Here is a 17,715-nt window from a genome sequence, read left to right on the forward strand (position 1 = left end):
CGACCCGGCATCGAAGGGCCAGCACAGGCGGCCACGGTGCGCGGATCGCCCGGTCAGGCGCGCGGCAGCCACCAGACGCGGGGTTAGAGCATGTCTCTCTTCAATATCGGACTTTCCGGCCTGAACACGGCGCAGAACGCGCTGACCACGGTTGGCCACAACGTCAGCAATGCGGCCACCACGGGCTATACGCGGCAGAACACCATCATTGCCTCCGCGGGCGGCCAGTACACCAGTTCGGGGTTCTATGGCCAGGGCTCCAACGCCACCTCGGTGGTCCGCGTCTATGACGAGTTCCTGACCGGCCAGCTGCGCGGCGCGGTGACCGCCAGCGCGCAACTCTCGACCTACTCTGCCCAGATCAGCCAGATCGACAACCTGCTGGCCGACCAGAAGGGCGGCCTGGCACCGCTGATGCAGAAGTTCTTCGCCGCGGTCCAGGGCGTATCGGACACGCCGGCGGATCCGGCCGCGCGCCAGAACATGCTCAACGCCGGGCAGTCGCTGGTGGGGCAGATGCGTGCCGCCAACTCCTACTTCCAGCAACTGCGCGATGGCGTCAACACCCAGCTGCAAAGTTCGGTGACCCAGGTCAATGCCTACTCCCAGCAGATCGCCAAGCTTAATGACCAGATCACGCGGGCCGTCGCTGCCGGCGGTGGCCAGCAGCCCAACGACCTGCTCGACCAGCGCGACCAGTTGGTCTCCGAACTGACCCAGATAGTCGGCGTCAAGGTCGTGCCGCAGGACAATACCTACAACGTCTTCATCGGCAACGGCCAGCCGCTGGTGATGGGCACCGCCTCCTACGACCTGAAGGCGGTGCAATCGTCCGCGGACCCCTCGCGTACCGCGATCGCCTACACGCAAGGCAACGGCAACGTCGTCGAGATGGACGACAGCACGCTCACCGGCGGCTCCGTCAGCGGCCTGCTCAAGTTCCGCAGCGAGACGCTGGACTCCGCGCAGAACGCCATCGGCCGGCTGTCGGTGACGCTGGCCCAGACCTTCAACGACCAGCACAAGCTCGGCGTGGACCTGACCGGCCAGGTTGGCGGCAACCTGTTCAAGCTGGGCTCGCCGTCGGTACTGCCAAAGAGCACCAATGCCGGCAACTCGCTGGTAACGGCCACCATCAGCGATACGTCGCAGCTGACCACCAGCGACTACACCCTGAGCTACGACGGCACCAACTACAACCTGGTGCGCATGTCGGACAATAAGACCGTTAGCCAGCCGGGCGCCGCCGCCACCTATCCGCTGACACTCTCGCTCGATGGCGTGGACGTGCAGATCCCGACGGCGATGTCGGCCAACGACAGCTACCAGATCCAGCCGACCCGCAACATTGCTTCGGCGATGGACATGGCAATCAAGGATCCGGCCAAGATCGCGGCCGCGAAGGCCCCGCTGACTGGCAGCGCAGGCGCCGCAAACACCGGTACGGGTACCGCGAAGGTCACCAACGTCGCACCGGGCGCCAGTAAGCCGCTCACCGCGATCACGGCCACCTACGACGGAGCCACCGCCAAATACATCTTTACCGACCCGACCGGCGCCGCGGTGCCGTCGACTGGCCCGACTCCGAACGGCAGCGCCCAGGACTACGTGATCAACGGCATCACCGTAAGCTTCAGCGGCACGCCGGCGAACAACGACAAGATTACGCTGACACCCAACGCCAGCGGCGCCTCCGACAACGGGAACGCGCTGGTGCTGGCCAAGCTGCAGAGCGCCAAGACCATCGGCGGCGTGTCGAGCTACAACGACGCCTATGCGCAGCTCGTCAACGACGTTGGCAGCCGCGCCAAATCGATCCAGATCGCGTCGACCTCGCAAGACAGCGTCACCACTCAAGTGACGACGGCGCAACAAGGTGTGTCCGGCGTGAACATGGATGAGGAAACGGTCTCCATGCTGCGCTTCCAGCAGCTCTACCAAGCCAACGCCAAGGTTATCCAGACTGCCACTACCCTGTTCGACACCATCATCGGCATCGGCCGCTGAGCGCCCTGACGAATCGGACCCCGAAAAGGAACAGACATGCGCATCGCAAGCTCCACGCTCTATCAACTCGGCCTGGCCTCGATGAACAGCCAGCAGGGTTCCCTGCTGCATGTGCAGCAGCAGCTCGGCACCGGCCGCCGCATCCTCTCGCCGTCGGACGACCCGGTGGGTGCAACCCGGGCGCTGGTGGTAGCGCAATCCAGCGCGGTTAACGACCAGTACGCTACGTCGCGCAAGCAAGCCAACAGCAATCTCGCGATGGAAGACAGTACGCTCAAGAGCGTGACTACCGCGATCCAGAATATCCAGACGCTGGTGGTACAGGCCGGTGACGGCACCATAAGCGATGCCGATCGCGCCTCCGTCGCCTCGCAGCTTGAAGCCAACTACAACCAGTTGATCGGGCTGGCCAACAGCGATGACGGCAACGGGAATTTCCTGTTCGCTGGCTTCCAGTCGCAGTCGCCGCCGTTCAGCAAGGACAGTGCCGGCGCCGTGCAGTACAGCGGCGATAGCGGTCAGCAGTTGCTGCAGGTCGACGTGGCACGTCAGCTGGCGACCGGCGACAACGGCCGCGACATCTTCCTGAGCGTGCAGAACACGGCCACCTATGTTGCCTCGGCTAACAGCGGCAACACGGGCACGGCAACCTACAGTGCAGTCACGGTGTCGGACCCGACCAACGCACTGTATGGGCACAGTATCTCGATCAACTTCGGCACAGATCCGGCCACCGGCGTTTTGCAGTATCAGCTGAAGGACGAAAGCGCTGTTCCGCCTGCGGCAATCGGCGTGCCAGTGACCTACACGGATGGCGCCGGCATCCAGGTGGCGGGCCTCTCGCTGTCGGTCAAGGGTACGCCGGTCGCTGGCGATCGCATGGACCTGCAACCTGCGCAGCTTGCCGGCACCGATATTTTCAGCAACGTCAAGGATGTCATCAACGCGCTGAAGAAGCCCCTCTCGACCGATGCCGATCATGCGGCACTGGCCAATGTGCTGGCCACCGCCAATCGCAAGATGAGCAATTCGCTGGACAACGTCAGCACGGTCCAGACCAGCGTTGGGGCGCGGATGCAGGAGCTGGACGCGCTCGATACGATTGGCTCGAACCGTAGCCTCAATTACAGCCAGACACTTTCCGGACTGCAGGATCTGGATTACTACTCGGCTATTACTGAGTATTACCAGCGTCAGACTTCGCTGCAGGCGGCGCAGCAATCGTTTATGCAGATCCAGGGGATGAATCTGTTTAAATTTCTGTGATTGGTGGTAGGCGTGCGGCGTGCCGTTGTTGTGTGAGGCGGAAACAAAGTTTGGGGCGGGTAGATTTACAGCTGGACAGTCAGCGTACCTGCGGGRTACGCAGCCGTTCCGGATGCGTGTAGACGACCAGGCTGCCAGTCCGCACAAAGCCGGCCAGCGTTATCGCAGCGGAGTCTGCCAGCCGCACGGCGAGTACCGTTGGACCGGATACCGCGGCAAGGATCCCCGCACCGATCGATGCCGTCTTGAGCACCATCTCGTAGCTGGCCCGGCTGGTGATAATCACCGCGCCGCGCTTGGTATCCTCGTTGGTACTCGCAAGCGCGCCGGCAAGCTTGTCGAGCGCGTTGTGACGACCCACGTCTTCGCGCACAAAGGCCAATGCGCCATCCGCACGCAGCCACGCCGCCGCGTGCGTCGCCCCGGTATCGCGCAGCAGTGCCTGGCGCTTGACCAGGGCGGCAAACGCCGCATCGAAGACAGTCGGATCGAAGATGRCATGGCTATGCACCGGCTGCGGCACGCGCATGATCTCGCCCAGTGACTCGATGCCGCACAGGCCGCATCCGGTACGACCCGCCAGCGCGCGGCGCCGGGTCTTTAGCCTGGCGAAGGCGGCGGTGGCGATCTCCAACTTGACAGTCACGCCGTTCGCACCGGCTTCCACGTCGATGCCATAGATCTGGCTCGCGCTGTCGACAATGCCTTCGCTGAGGCTGAAGCCGATGGCAAAGTCATCGAGATCGGCTGGTGTAGCCAGCATGACCGCATGAGAGATGCCGTTGTACTCGAGCGCGACCGGCAATTCCTCGGCCAAACGGTCTTCCTCGGCCGTCACGGTGCCGTGACGCCAGCGTCTGACTGCGAACGAGCGCTGCGTCGGCACATCTTCAATGCCTGCGCCGCTGTCTTCCACTGGCACATCGCGCCTCATCGGATCTCCGCTGGTGGCCTCAATGCGTTTCCATCCCGGCCGCGGCTATGGACAGCCCGATCAACTCCACGACTAGTCCCATGCCAGCCCAGAATGCGACTAACCATAACAGCTTTGTACGCTGATAAGGTCTTCGATATGCGGGTATACGCCAGGCAAGAGTAGACGTTACGATTTGCATGTCTCGGATGGCTCATATTGAAAATTGAGAACGCGTGTAAGGTTTCAGTCATGCGCTTGACGGCGGCGCCATTTGTAACTGGCACTTGCCGAGCAGGAAGCCGAGGCTATTGTTAGGAAAAGCTCGCCTGGCGGCGACCCTGCGGCAACAACTGCCCCAGGCAGTCTGAGGCGAATGGGCTTCATGGAGCAATCATGGCTACGCGACGGGAAGTGCCCGGCATCAGGCCCTACGACGGGCCCGCTGGCGGCTGGGGCGCGCTTCGTGCGACGACCCAGGCGATCCGCCTGCAAATGGAAACGGTCAAGGCGCCGCTCACACTGATGCGGACCAACCAGCCCGACGGGTTCGATTGCCCCGGGTGCGCGTGGCCCGACAAGGAGCATAAGTCGACGTTCCAGTTCTGCGAGAACGGTGCCAAGGCCGTGACTTGGGAGGCCACGACGAAACGGGTGCGGCCGGATTTTTTCGCGAGCAACACGGTGTCGTCGCTGCTGCAGCGATCCGATTTCGAGTTGGAGGATATGGGTCGCCTGACGCATCCGCTTGTGTATGACCGTTCCACTGACACGTTCCGCGCGGTCGAATGGGGCGATGCGTTTGCCCGGATCGGCGAAATCCTGCAGGCGTTGTCGCCCGACAAGGTGGAGTTCTACACGTCCGGCAGGGCCTCGAACGAGGCTGCTTACCTGTTCCAGCTGTTCGCGCGGGAGTATGGGACGAACAATTTCCCGGATTGTTCGAACATGTGCCACGAACCAACCAGCGTTGGCTTGCCACAGTCGATCGGTATCGGCAAGGGCACCGTGTCATTGGAGGACTTTGACAGCTGTGAGCTGATTATCTCCATCGGCCACAATCCCGGGACCAATCACCCTCGAATGATGGGTACGCTTCATGAAGCGGCCCGGCGAAATGTCCCAATAGTGGTATTCAATCCACTCAGGGAGCGTGCGCTCGAGCGGTTTGCGGATCCCCAGAACTGGTTGGAAATGGCGACATACGGGTCGACCAGGATTGCGTCAACCTATTATCAGGTTGACGCTGGCGGCGACGCTGCCGCGCTCAAGGGCATAATGAAGGTGCTCCTGGATATGGATGCTCAAAATGGGGATGTCCTGGATCGCGATTTTATCGCGGTGCATACAGAAGGTTTCGACGCATTTGCCGCCGACCTGGCTGCGACCTCGTGGGAGGATATCGAGAAGGCAAGCGGACTGACCCGCGCGGATCTTGAGCAAGTCGCAGATCTCTATGCGAAATCGAATGCCACGATTGTCACTTATGGCATGGGTGTGACGCAGCACAGTAAAGGCACCGCCAACGTCCGCCTGATTGCTGATTTGTTGTTCCTGCGTGGAAATTTTGGCAAGCCCGGTGCGGGCATTTGCCCATTGCGCGGCCATTCCAACGTGCAGGGGAACCGCACGGTCGGCATCACCGAGAAGCCGTCGGCCGACTTCCTTCAGCGCATCGAAAACACCGTCGGCTTCAAGCCGCCCACCGGGCACGGACACRATGCCGTGAAGGCGATGCAGGCGATGATTGATGGTTCGTCCAAGGCACTGATCTGCCTGGGCGGGAACTTCGCAGTCGCACTGCCCGATTCCGGGCAATCCTTCCCCGCGATGGCGAAGCTCGATCTGAGCGTGCACATCGGCACCAAGCTGAATCGCTCGCACCTGCTGGTGGCCAAGGAAACGTACGTGCTGCCGTGCCTGGGCCGCACGGAGCTTGACGTGCAGGCTGGCGGGCCACAATCGGTGACGGTCGAGGACTCGATGTCCATGGTCCATGCCTCGGCCGGCAAGCTCACGCCGGCCTCTGAATTCTTGCGTTCCGAGCCGTCGATCGTCGCGGGAATGGCTACCGCGACCTTGCCTGACAGCAAGGTGCCGTGGTCGGACCTGGTTGCCGAGTATGACAAGATCCGCGATCTGATTGAAAAGACAGTGCCGGGATTCGATGATTTCAATGCACGCATCCGCGTCCCCGGCGGATTCCGCCTGCCACTTCCGCCGACCGAACGCAAGTGGACTACGCCATCGGGCAAGGCGGTTTTCTCCGTATATGGCGGCGTGAAGGAAGACGCCGACGTCCTGGGCGGCGAGAATGTTCTGCGTCTCATGACGATCCGCAGTCACGATCAGTACAACACCACCATCTATGCACTGGATGATCGCTATCGAGGCGTATTCGGTCGACGCGATGTGCTATTCATGCACGAAGCCGACATGGCCGCACGAGGCTTGGAACATGGGGACCTGGTGGATATCGAGACCATCGTAACTGGCAGACAGCTAAGTCTAAAAAGGATCACTGCCATCGCCTATGCAAACATCGCACGGGGCTCGGTGGCGGCGTATTACCCCGAAGCGAACGTGCTAGTGCCTCTGGACTACATTGACAAGGAAAGCGGTACGCCCTCGTACAAGAGTATTCCTGTCCGTGTGTTGCGTTCGGAAGTGACATAGCGGAGGGGGCGGGCATGACTTGGCTTGGTGGGGACACCCGCCTCGAATGATATTTGGGCGGGGGTAATACCGGCGTTTTCACATCTCGACTTAGACCCGTCCGCCTGTCGAGGCACCATGGCGTCGATCCAGATGGGGGGGGGCTGGCGAGAAGTAGGGAAGTAGCACGTCAAACGAATCGACGCAAACGTAGTGCTAGCCCCGTCCCTCAGCCCCTTCGCGCTTTGTGCCACTCGCTTCGCGGACGATCCAGGCTTCAGGTTTGCCAGCATTGCGGCGATGAGCACGGAAGCACGTTCTGTTCCGGTGCCGAGCCAACCGGGAGGCTCGGAACTTGGAGTTACGACCATCGGCAGTTGCTGCGCCACCAGGTAGCTGGATTTCCGGCGACTCGGTGTGTGTGTGTGCCTGACCCGACGGGTCTGCAAAACCCGTATGTGGTTCGAGCGGAAATAGGTTCCTGGGCAAGAGAAAATCATGATCGTGCGGCCAAAGCGAAACTGGTTCAGCATGCTGTTTGCGTGGAGCGGGTCAGTATTGCAGACCATCATTCCGCAACTTCTCCTCCTGGCTTTTGTCAGCGGCTTTGCTGTCCTGACCCATGGGCGAATATTGGGTGAAAAGATTCCGCTCAATACGGCTCCCTTTACACTCTTTGGCGTCGCGCTGACCATCTTTCTGGCGTTCAGAAACAATGCTAGCTATGAGCGCTTCAAGGAAGCCCGTCACCTTTGGGGAAGCGTGCTCATCGCCTCGCGTTCGCTTACGTCGCAAATACTGTGCTACTTGCCCGCGGACGGCAGCGAGGATCGTATCCGGCTGGTAAATCGTCTTATCGCCTTTGTCTATTCGCTAAAGCATGATCTGCGCGAGACGGATCCGACGCAGGATCTCGTGCGCCTTCTCGGGGAAGACGCTATGCAGAGGCTGCGTGCGAAGTGCTACGGGCCTACGGCAATTCTTAACGAGATACGCTATAACCTCGCAGAGCTGCAGATGCGTGAGCTGGTCTCGGAAGCCAAGCTCTGGATGCTCGATGCCCAGCTTAATGAGTTGGGGAAAACCGTTGGTGGCTGTGAGCGCATAGCATCCACACCGATTCCGTTTGCGTACGGGGTCTTGCTTCACCGTACCGCATACGCGTACTGCGTGATGCTCCCTTTCGGTCATGTCGATTCGACGGAGCTGTTTACCCCGATTATCTGCGTCTTCGTCGCCTACACCTTGATCGCRCTTGAGGCGATTGCCGATGAGATTTCCGAGCCGTTCAGTATGGCCCCCAACGCGCTGGCGCTGGACGCGATCTCGCGCAATATCGAGCGCTCGGTGACCGATACTGATGCTTCAGCAGTCAGCATCAGGAACGTGAAGCGTTCGGCGCAATGGCCATTAATCAGATATTCCCCGGAGCACCTCCGTTAAAGTCTTCAACTCATCGCTTGAAAATAGCTGGTTCATTGTTATCCAAGGGAATTGCATCCCGCTTCTCGAATCAATGAATGCGATGAGAGCGAGGTCCTTGTCCAGCAGGCATCGAAATATCCTGAATCCCAGCGTTGCATGCGTGATTAGATACTCGGCGCCGTGCCGGAGCGAAAACCCGACCTTCCCTTGCTGAAAGCGGGCGATAGGAGACTGCAAGCCATCGGTTACCCGTTCCGTGAGATGCTCCTCGAGCCAGTCATCGTACCCGAGGTCGGTTTCTCCGCTTGAGGTCTCGCTAAGCCATTGGTCAACACGATTTACGGAGATTTGGCGAGTTGGCGACGAAATATCGATACTATCCGATTCAATTTTCAATTTTCGGCGCAGATTTCTACTGAGTTGGATTCATTACGAGCGGATCTTGGCGGAAGCCCACTAATCCTTCCGTATAAGAATCACGACCACCCAATCTGGCAGTTTGGCCAGCTCGCAATGTAAGTGCATAAAAAGCATTTTTTCCGCGTCTCCGCTGGGGAGGTGGATAAAAGCTCATTTGTGGCGGGAGAGCCTCTCCGCGAGTCGCTTCCAGTGCCAGTGCCTATACACCTCAAGGAAGTGCTGCGGAATTCCTCCGGATTGGAAGCGCCGAGGCGCCTCCACGGATGCGCCGCGTCTGGTATGAAGCCTAGCGGCCGGCGCCGCCCGGGATAAGTACAGTTCGCCAGGTTGCGGCCAAGCACAGTGTGCTGCCCGCCCGGGCACGCCGAATGGCGCTGCCAGTCTCGGCACTCATCCTGAACAGGGCCTCGCGGCAGACATTCCATCCGGATGCCATCTTCCGACAATCCGTCACGCCATGCTCGCCGGTTTCGAGGCGTCGGCCCGGTCGCGTCCGCGATGCAGTCGGCCTACCTGCAGGGCGTGAAAACTGTACTCCCCATCTTGCTCAGAATTTGTGTGCTCCTCGGTTAGCGCGCTCCATCTACTCTTCGCCTACAGATTGCTTCTACTCGCACAGCCCCGATCCCCGGTTGCGGTGCAGCGCCCATCCACATAGGAACCATCGCTATGGACGAGTCTAAAACTCAAGGAAGAATTGAACCATATACCCATCCTGCCGCTGGTTGGGGGGCACTAAAGTATGTCGCCATCAATCTTCTAAAAGAGAGGGTAGCGGGAGGAAAGTATCGGACGCTATTCAAGCAGAATCAGCCGGATGGCTTCGACTGCCCCGGCTGCGCGTGGCCGGACCGGGAGCATGCCTCCACCTTTGAGTTCTGCGAAAACGGTGTGAAGGCGGTCGCTGCCGAAGCCACAAGCAAGCGCGTCACGCCCGATTTCCTGGCCCAGCACACAGTTGCGGAACTGCTGAAACAGTCAGATTTTGAACTGGAGCAGCATGGCAGGTTGACGGACCCGGTGGTCTACGATTCAAAGACTGACAAATACAAGCCGATTGCCTGGGGCGATGCGTTCGCGCTTATCGCCAAACACTTGAATCGGCTTGATGACCCGAATCGTGCAACCTTCTATACGTCGGGTCGGGCCAGCAATGAAGCCGCGTTCCTGTATCAGCTTTTCGTGCGCGCCTACGGGACAAATAACTTCCCCGACTGCTCCAACATGTGCCACGAGGCCACCAGCCGGGGCCTGCCAGGTACGGTCGGGATCGGCAAAGCGACGGTGACGCTTGATGATTTTGAGCACTGCGACACGATCATCGTGTTTGGCCAGAACCCGGCGACCAATCATCCGCGCATGCTCGGCGAACTTCGCGAAGCCGCCAAGCGAGGCGTGACACTCGTATCGGTAAACCCGCTCCGAGAACGCGGACTCGAGCGCTTCACCAGCCCTCAGCATCCCCTGGAGATGCTGACGCTGTCGAGTACGCAGATCTGCTCGACATTCATTCGCCCAACGCTTAGCGGCGACTTCGCACTGCTGAAGGGCGTAGCGAAGCGCGTGGTGGAACTGGATGACGAAGCGCTCGCGAACGGGAAACCACGAGTGCTCGATGTGGACTTCATCAAGGCACATACCTCCGGTTTCAAGCAGTTCGCCGAAGATTTGAGAGCGGAAAGCTGGGCGCTTATCGTCAAGGAGTCCGGCGTACCCTATGAAGAAGTCGATGCACTCGCCAAAATCTATTGCAAGGGTGAGCGTGTCATCGTGACCTGGGGCATGGGCTTGACGCAGCACAAGAACTCCGTCGCCACAATTCACATGCTGTCCAATCTGATGATGATGCGGGGAAACATCGGGCGGGAGGGGGCGGGACTGCTGCCCGTTCGCGGACACTCGAATGTCCAGGGTGACCGGACGATGGGCATCGAAGAGCAGCCTGAGCCAGCATTCCTGGACCGGCTCAAGGAAGTGTTTGGCTTCGAACCGCCTCGCCATCACGGCATGGATGTGGTTGCGACCGTCGACGGCATGCTTGATGGCACGGTTAAGGTCTTTATCGGCCTGGGCGGCAATTTCGCGATGGCAACGCCAGATACGCCTCGCACCTGGGAAGGGCTTCGCGCGTGCGACCTGACGGTGCAAATTGCCACGAAGCTGAATCGCAGCCATCTCATTCATGGCAGGGATGCCCTGATCCTTCCGACCCTGGGGCGCACAGAAATCGACATGCAAGCCGGAGTCGCCCAGGGTGTGACCGTGGAAGACTCGGTCTGCATGGTCCATATCTCGTATGGCATCAACGAGCCGGCCTCGCCCAACCTGATGTCAGAGACCGCTATTGTGGCGAGAATCGCTGAGGCCACCCTCGGCGGCAGCAAAATTGAATGGCTCTGGTATGCCGAAGATTACGCCCGCATCCGGGACGCTATCGAGAAAGTCGTTGAAGGCTTCCATGATTACAACGCCCGTATCGCCGAACCGGGTGGCTTCCACCTCCGGGTTGCGTCTCGCGAGCGTGTCTGGAAGACGCCAAGCGGCACGGCGCAATTCGTAGTCCATGAAATCGAACAGGACACACCGATTCACCGGGCCCGCGCGAAGTACGGCGAGAAATTGATGGTTCTGATGACCACGCGCTCGCACGACCAGTACAACACCACCATCTACGGCCTCGACGACCGTTACCGCGGCGTCTTCGGCCAGCGTCGCGTGATTTTCGCGAATCGGGCGGACATTGACATGCTCGGCTTTGCGCCCGGCGAATTTGTCGACCTGATTGGCGTCTGGGATGACGGCATCTCGCGGCGCGCCGACCGGTTCCTCCTGGTTGAATACGACATTCCGCGCGGTTGCATGGGCGCTTACTACCCGGAAACCAATCCATTGGTTCCGCTTGACAGCTTTGCCGACGTAGCGCGTACCCCTACTTCGAAGTCGATACCGATTCTTCTCGAGCGCTCGGCTCCTGACGCCTAGCGGGGCGCCGGCGGCATCGAGAGTTGGCCACTCCCTTTCGAGGGGTCCGCCGACTCGCCTCGCGCCCGGGGGTTACTCAATCAGGTCGGAAGGTTATTTTTCATTTGAGCGGAGGCACCAAAATGCCAGTTAGTGATGTCCTGAATTTATCAAGGGCCCAGTTTGCCATGACGGCAATCTTCCACATACTGTGGCCGATCTTAACCATTAGCCTTTCAGCATTTCTTCTCGTCGTCGAGACGCTTTGGATCAAGACTGGCAACGTGGCGTATTACCGGCATGCACGGTTCTGGAGCAAGCTGCTGGTGCTGAACTTCGCAGTGGGTGTCGTGAGCGGGATTCCCATGGAGTTTCAGTTCGGGACAAACTGGGCGCCGTTCTCGCAGCATTCCGGGCAGTTCCTGGGGAACATCCTGGGGTTTGAGGGCGCCATGGCCTTCATGCTGGAGGCTGGGTTCGTCGGAGTGATGATGTTCGGGTGGGACCGTGTATCTCGCGGAACGCATCTGTTTGCGACCGGCATGGTCGCATTTGGCTCCACCCTCTCGGCTTTCTGGATCATGGTTGCCAACTCCTGGATGCAGACGCCGGCCGGTGTGACTGTGGTCGATGGAAAGGTTGTGGTTGCCGACTATCTGCGCGCGATCTTCAACCCGGACATGATCTGGGGCGTCACGCACATGTGGGTGGCCGCAATCGAGACCGGCCTGTTTGTGGTCGCCGGCATCTCCGCTTACTACTTGCTAAAGCGCCGGAATCCTGAGTTCTTTGCCCGCTCCTTCAAGCTCGCGCTATGGATCCTGGTGTTCGTTGCCCCGCTGCAGGTTTGGCTGGGCGACTCGAGCGGTGTCGACGTGTTCGAGACGCAACCTGCCAAGGGCGCGGCAATCGAAGGCCACTGGCACACGAATCCGTCGGGACAGGGCGCATCATGGTCACTATTGGCATGGCCGAATCAGGCCAAGCAGGAAAACGATTGGTCCATTGAAGTACCCGGCATGCTGAGTATCCTTGGCACCCATAGCCTGACGGGCAAGGTGACAGGCCTCGCCGATATCGCCCGCGAAGACCAACCCACCATGCTGCCGCTGCTTTACTACGCCTTCCGTGTGATGGCGGGAATCGGCTTCCTCTTTGTGGTACTGGCGTTCTGGACGGCATACGTTTTCCGCAAGACCCGAGGCAGGCTGAGCGCACTGCTTGAGAACCGGATGCTGCTGCTTGCCTGGGTGTTGTGCATTCCTCTGCCCTATATCGCGGTGGAGTGCGGGTGGATCGTCCGCGAAGTGGGTCGTCAACCCTGGATTGTCTACGGACTACTGAGGACCCGGGATGCGGTTTCGGCGGTTCCCGCAAGTGCAGTGTCAGGGAGCATGTTCATGTTCGCCGCATTCTATGTAGTGCTGTTCATTTCCTTCTTTGTCTTTGCGAAGAAGTGGCTGAAGAAGGGGCCGGATCTCACACTCATGCCGCCGGTAGAGCAGGTTCGTGCCGTCCCCGCCGCGCATTCTGGCTATTGATATGGCTTTGAAAGCAGGAAGCTGAAATCTTTACATAGAGGGAAAAAATGAATTCGTCTCCAACCTCCATGCTTACCATTGCGTGGTTCGGTCTTATTGGTTTATTTCTGATATTTTATGTCATTACCGATGGATTCGATCTCGGTGTCGGCATACTGAGTCTTTTCACGAAAAAGGAAGAGCACCGCGACTCCATTTTCGCTTCGATTGCCCACGTCTGGGATGCGAATGAAACGTGGTTGGTCGCACTCGGCGGTGCCCTCTTCGGGGCATTTCCAGGCGCATACGCGATGCTGCTGCAAAGCTTGTACGTGCCAATCATGGTGTTGATCGCGAGTCTCATTCTGCGCGGTGCGGCGATCGAATTTCGGCACGCGGCGCACCGCAAGCGCGGCTGGGACCTCATTTTTGGCATCGGCAGTTTGCTGGCGGCAGTTACCCAGGGTGTCATTCTCGGCAAGGTGATTACAGGCCTTGCACCCGGGATCGGTAGCGAGGGCTTCACCGTGGTTGCTGCTGTGGGCGTAACAGCAGGTTATGCGCTCCTTGGCGCAACGTACCTGGTCAAGAAGGTAAGTGGTCAGCTTGAGCAGATTGCCCGCCGCTACACCGTCATCAGCATGCTCCTCACAGCTGCCTCTGCCATCCTGTTGTCCGCCGGCACCATGCTGTTTAGCCCGATTGTCCAAGCGCGCTGGGCGCAACCTGGCGTATTTCATGTCCTTGTTGCACTGGCTACGCTTGCGATCCTGTCGTTTGTCTACATCGCTTATGCTCTGCGCGTAGGCAGTGTCCGGGGACCTTTCCGGGCATCGGTGCTGATTTTCATCGTTTCGTTCGCGGGCCTGGCGATCAGCCTGTTCCCGAGCCTTATCCCCGGCCAGCTCACCATCACGGCAGCAGCGTCGGAGAATCCCACGTTGGTGTTCATGCTGTTGGGGATTGGTACCGTCCTGCCCATCATGATTGGATACAACCTTTACCAGTACCACGTCTTCCGTGGGAAGGTCGTTGCCCACCACTAGCCCGGCGGAACCGGCATCAAGCCGCATGGCATGGCGCCATGCGGCTTCTGCCGCCAGAAAAGGGTGGCCGTAGAAGACCCCCTGTCGCTTGATTTCAACGTAAATCGGCTGGTTTGTGCAAATTAAAGGATGAGGATGGTGGAAGAGCGAAGGGATTCGTTGATGATTGTTCGAAATCGATTCGAAGGATTCATTGGTGTCGGGGAGCTGGTCGGCTTGATTCTGATCGGATTGGCCACAAGCTTCGCAATGGGGCATGAGGCGTGGAAGGTTGTGGAAATTGGGCAGGTAACGCTGACGGATCTGCTCCTTATGTTTCTCTATCTCGAGGTTCTGGCCATGGTGGCAAGATACCTGAAACTAGGGCAACTCCCGGTCCGCTTTCCGCTCTATATCGCCATGGTTTCGCTGGCCAGAGACCTGATACTCCGCTATAACGAGGCGACCGAGTTGCATCTGCTCGCATCCAGTCTGGGAATCGTATTGCTTGCCCTGGGTGTGCTCATCCTGCGCTTTGGCCAATCCAAGTACCCGAGTAGCGACGACACGGGACCGGAGGAGCCGATACGATAGACCCGAGAATCTCTTGGGCTATTGCCTGATGGTATCCGGTGGGGACGCGCTCGGTGCCAGTCAGGCGTTTGTTCGCTATCGTTCCGGCCATCCTGATGACTATAATGAAAGCCATGCCGAAGTGGCGGCGGATCAACTTCGCTCTTCCTCACGAGCTTGAGGAGATGGCAGCTTGAAACTATATGAGAAACTTGTTGCCGAGATCGAGGCCATGGTCTCGCATGGGGTACTCCTGCCGGGAGAAAAGATACCTTCCGTGAGGCAAACCAGCCTGCACCACCAGGTCAGCATGACGACGGTGATACGTGCCTATGTGCATCTGGAGAGCAAGGGCATTATTGAGAGTCGGCCCCAGTCCGGCTATTTTGTACGACGGCGCGCAGGCGAGCCGGTCGGCATGGAACTGCGAGCATCACAGCCGATTCCGATTTCCGCGGAGGTCGACGTTAGCAGGCTTGTGTTATCCACACTTAGGTCGATACGCGGGCACAACGCCGTTCCCTTTGGTTCTCCCTATCCCGATCCGTCCCTGTTTCCCTGGCGGCGCCTTAATCAATATGCAAGCACGATAGCGCGCCGGCATCCGCACTGGGATGTCATGGATGATTTGCCGCCCGGAAACACGCAATTGATAAGGCAAATTGCCCGGCGGCACCTGGAAAATGGACTTTCTGTCGACCCGAACGAGATAATTGTGACGGTCGGGGCAACCGAGGCTATTAACCTATGCCTGCAAGCGGTGGCGCAGCATGGGGACACTGTGGCCGTCGAGTCGCCGACGTTTTACGCAATGCTGCATGCGATAGAGCGCATGGGGATGAAGGCAATCGAGGTCGCGACCGATCCTCGCGAGGGCATCGATCTGGGTGCGCTTTCGAAGATAATCAGCGGACAGAAGATTGCCGCTTGCATGGTGATGCCAAATTTCCATAATCCTCTTGGCTTTCAGATGCCGGATGAGAAGAAGCGGGCGCTGGTAAAGCTACTTTCCGAACACGATATTCCAGTCATAGAGAACGATGTCTACAACGAGCTTTATTATGGAGAGAGCCATCCCGGTTCGCTGAAGTCCTATGACGAAAAAGGACTGGTTCTATATTGCGCTTCCTTCTCGAAGAGCCTTGCAGTCGCCCATCGCATCGGCTGGGCCATGCCTGGACGGTATCGCGATAAAGTGGAGAAGCTGAAATTCCTAAATACACTGACGACCCCCTCGCTCCCGCAGATGGCAATTGCCGAGTATTTAAAAAATGATGGATATGATCATCATCTTCGAAAGGTGAGGCGTACCTACGCTCAGCAAGCTAGCATCATGGTGTCAATGGTGAATCGCTTTTTCCCCGCCGGAACAAGCACTTCGCACCCCGTGGGCGGCTATGTCCTCTGGGTCGAGCTACCGGACAGCGTAGACTCCATGAAGTTGTATCGCAGCGCCCTCGAACAGGGAATCACGGTCGGACCGGGTTATATGTTCTCCCCATCCAATGGGTTCAAGAATTTCATTCGCCTTAATTATAGCTACGCCTGGACGCCGCAGTTGGAGAGTGCCTTGATCACGCTTGGCAAGATAGTTACCTCTTGCATTTGAGTTTCGATTGGAGCCCGCGCGCCCCCTCCGGCACGCGAATGAATGCGACCAAAGGCGCATTTCGAGTATGATTTGGGCATTGAAAGGCACTTCCATGGCAGCCGGAGCGAGGCGAACTTCCGCGACGCCGCGAGACTGTTATCCCCGCTTCTTCGCGCCCCTGTATGCCCCTCCCAACGCCACTGGCGTCTACTCTTGCAGTGCGTCTCGTCCGTCGATAGCACTCGTGAAATTACTGGATGCGTGCCGTTCGAGAATCGCGGAATCAGTAGCCTGATGCACGTACGGCTCATTGCGCCGCTGCGGTGGTTTGAGTGGGCCGCCAGTCACACAATGCGAGAGGGTGTGGGAATGAACGAAAATTCGGATTCGAACAGATATCTGGTGGCGGTGGAGTTTCTGATCGCGCTTGGTGGCGTTGTCATTTTTATGTGCAGCATCCTGGCTTCTAGCCAAATCTAATCATTTCGAATCATAAGCGACAGCTTGCGCTGTCCCCGCGACGTGCCGGATCTCGACGGTCAGGTGGAACGTGCTGCGGTGCTTCAAACATATTCACAAAGTGTTGGTGCCGGCAGCCCGAGGTGCCTGCGCAGAAGTAAGGCGCACTTGGGCAGAGAGTACCCCAGGGTGTGGTTGCCCTCGCCTGCCATCAGCCGTGACTCCCTCACGCCCAGGACTACATTGCTGGTGTTGTTTCGGCGGTGGGTAAGTGTCGGCCTTGGCACCCTCTTGACCGTCTCATCAGAGGGTAGCGGCCGTGCTGCTTCCCCATTTGCCGGGCACCCTTTCTCTCATATTCCTGGCCTGTCGTCGCCTCGATCGAACAACGATCCCGAGGTGGCTGCGTCCTGTCTCCGCGACAGGGCTGTCTTGATTCACGCAAGCCGCAATGTCGAGCGCCCGGCTGAACCCGGCCTCGCGATCGCTTTTCGACGACTGCATCTGTAGTCCTCGCTTGTTGGCCATTCTGTATCTTCGTGTCCGACAACCGGTTCGTACAATGGCTTCAGTGCAATTCACTTCTACTACGAGTGAGCGGCGATCGTCGCCGCGTTGACTATTTCTAGGGGCAAGCCAATGTACTGCGAAGAACGGAGCGAGYGCAGCGGATTCAGGGAGCGCGAGATCGTACGTCACCGTGGCGTGATACAGACACGGGACAACGATAAGGTGGCCGAGGAGTTTCCAATCGCCTTGGTGTTCAACGGCATCTCACATGCCGTGATGATGGCGACCCCGCGCGATCTGGAGGCCTTTGCAGTTGGATTCGCGCTGACCGAGGGAATTGTCGGCAGTGCCCGCGAGATCTTCGATATCGAGGTGTTCATGCGCGAGGAT

The 17,715-nt window shown here is 58.9% G+C and carries 11 protein-coding genes; 10 read left to right on the plus strand and 1 reads right to left on the minus strand.

Annotation, left to right across the window (positions count from 1 at the left end):
* Positions 1–90: 90 nt before the first annotated feature.
* Complete coding sequence (gene flgK, locus AC1DN0_RS27105) at positions 91–2,007, plus strand: flagellar hook-associated protein FlgK (protein WP_477102220.1); 1,917 nt, start codon at positions 91–93, stop codon at positions 2,005–2,007.
* A 36-nt stretch (positions 2,008–2,043) separates the two neighbouring features.
* A complete protein-coding gene (gene flgL / locus AC1DN0_RS27110; protein ID WP_477102221.1) occupies positions 2,044–3,273 on the plus strand; it encodes a flagellar hook-associated protein FlgL in 1,230 nt (409 codons plus the stop codon).
* Between the two features lie 79 nt (positions 3,274–3,352).
* Here the strand turns inward: flgL and fdhD are convergent, their stop codons facing one another.
* Entirely contained in the window at positions 3,353–4,207 is an 855-nt protein-coding gene (gene fdhD, locus AC1DN0_RS27115; protein WP_477146147.1) for a formate dehydrogenase accessory sulfurtransferase FdhD, read from the minus strand.
* Between the two features lie 375 nt (positions 4,208–4,582).
* On the opposite strand from fdhD, the gene AC1DN0_RS27120 reads away from it, so the two are divergent.
* The 8 genes from AC1DN0_RS27120 to AC1DN0_RS27155 form a co-directional block, all read left to right on the plus strand.
* Positions 4,583–6,862 carry an FdhF/YdeP family oxidoreductase gene (locus tag AC1DN0_RS27120; RefSeq protein WP_477146148.1) on the plus strand — a complete coding sequence of 760 codons (2,280 nt, stop codon included), beginning with the start codon at positions 4,583–4,585 and terminating at the stop codon, positions 6,860–6,862.
* Positions 6,863–7,339: 477 nt separating this feature from the next.
* A complete protein-coding gene (locus AC1DN0_RS27125; protein ID WP_441625035.1) occupies positions 7,340–8,284 on the plus strand; it encodes a bestrophin family protein in 945 nt (314 codons plus the stop codon).
* Between the two features lie 1,071 nt (positions 8,285–9,355).
* Entirely contained in the window at positions 9,356–11,668 is a 2,313-nt protein-coding gene (locus AC1DN0_RS27130; protein ID WP_441625037.1) for an FdhF/YdeP family oxidoreductase, read from the plus strand.
* A 122-nt stretch (positions 11,669–11,790) separates the two neighbouring features.
* Positions 11,791–13,188: a cytochrome ubiquinol oxidase subunit I gene (locus tag AC1DN0_RS27135; protein ID WP_477102223.1), complete on the plus strand. Its 1,398-nt coding sequence runs from the start codon at positions 11,791–11,793 to the stop codon at positions 13,186–13,188.
* A 47-nt stretch (positions 13,189–13,235) separates the two neighbouring features.
* Positions 13,236–14,213, plus strand: coding sequence for a cytochrome d ubiquinol oxidase subunit II (locus tag AC1DN0_RS27140; RefSeq protein WP_477102224.1), 978 nt, complete (start codon positions 13,236–13,238; stop codon positions 14,211–14,213).
* A gap of 162 nt (positions 14,214–14,375) precedes the next feature.
* Positions 14,376–14,786, plus strand: a complete 411-nt coding sequence (locus tag AC1DN0_RS27145; protein ID WP_441625043.1) for a phosphate-starvation-inducible protein PsiE — start codon at positions 14,376–14,378, stop codon at positions 14,784–14,786.
* A 172-nt stretch (positions 14,787–14,958) separates the two neighbouring features.
* Positions 14,959–16,374 carry an aminotransferase-like domain-containing protein gene (locus AC1DN0_RS27150; protein WP_441625045.1) on the plus strand — a complete coding sequence of 472 codons (1,416 nt, stop codon included), beginning with the start codon at positions 14,959–14,961 and terminating at the stop codon, positions 16,372–16,374.
* Positions 16,375–17,454: 1,080 nt separating this feature from the next.
* Positions 17,455–17,715: formate dehydrogenase accessory sulfurtransferase FdhD (locus tag AC1DN0_RS27155; RefSeq protein ID WP_477146149.1), on the plus strand; the 261-nt coding region annotated here is incomplete at its 3' end.

This window comes from Cupriavidus sp. 05N39 (assembly GCF_056397325.1).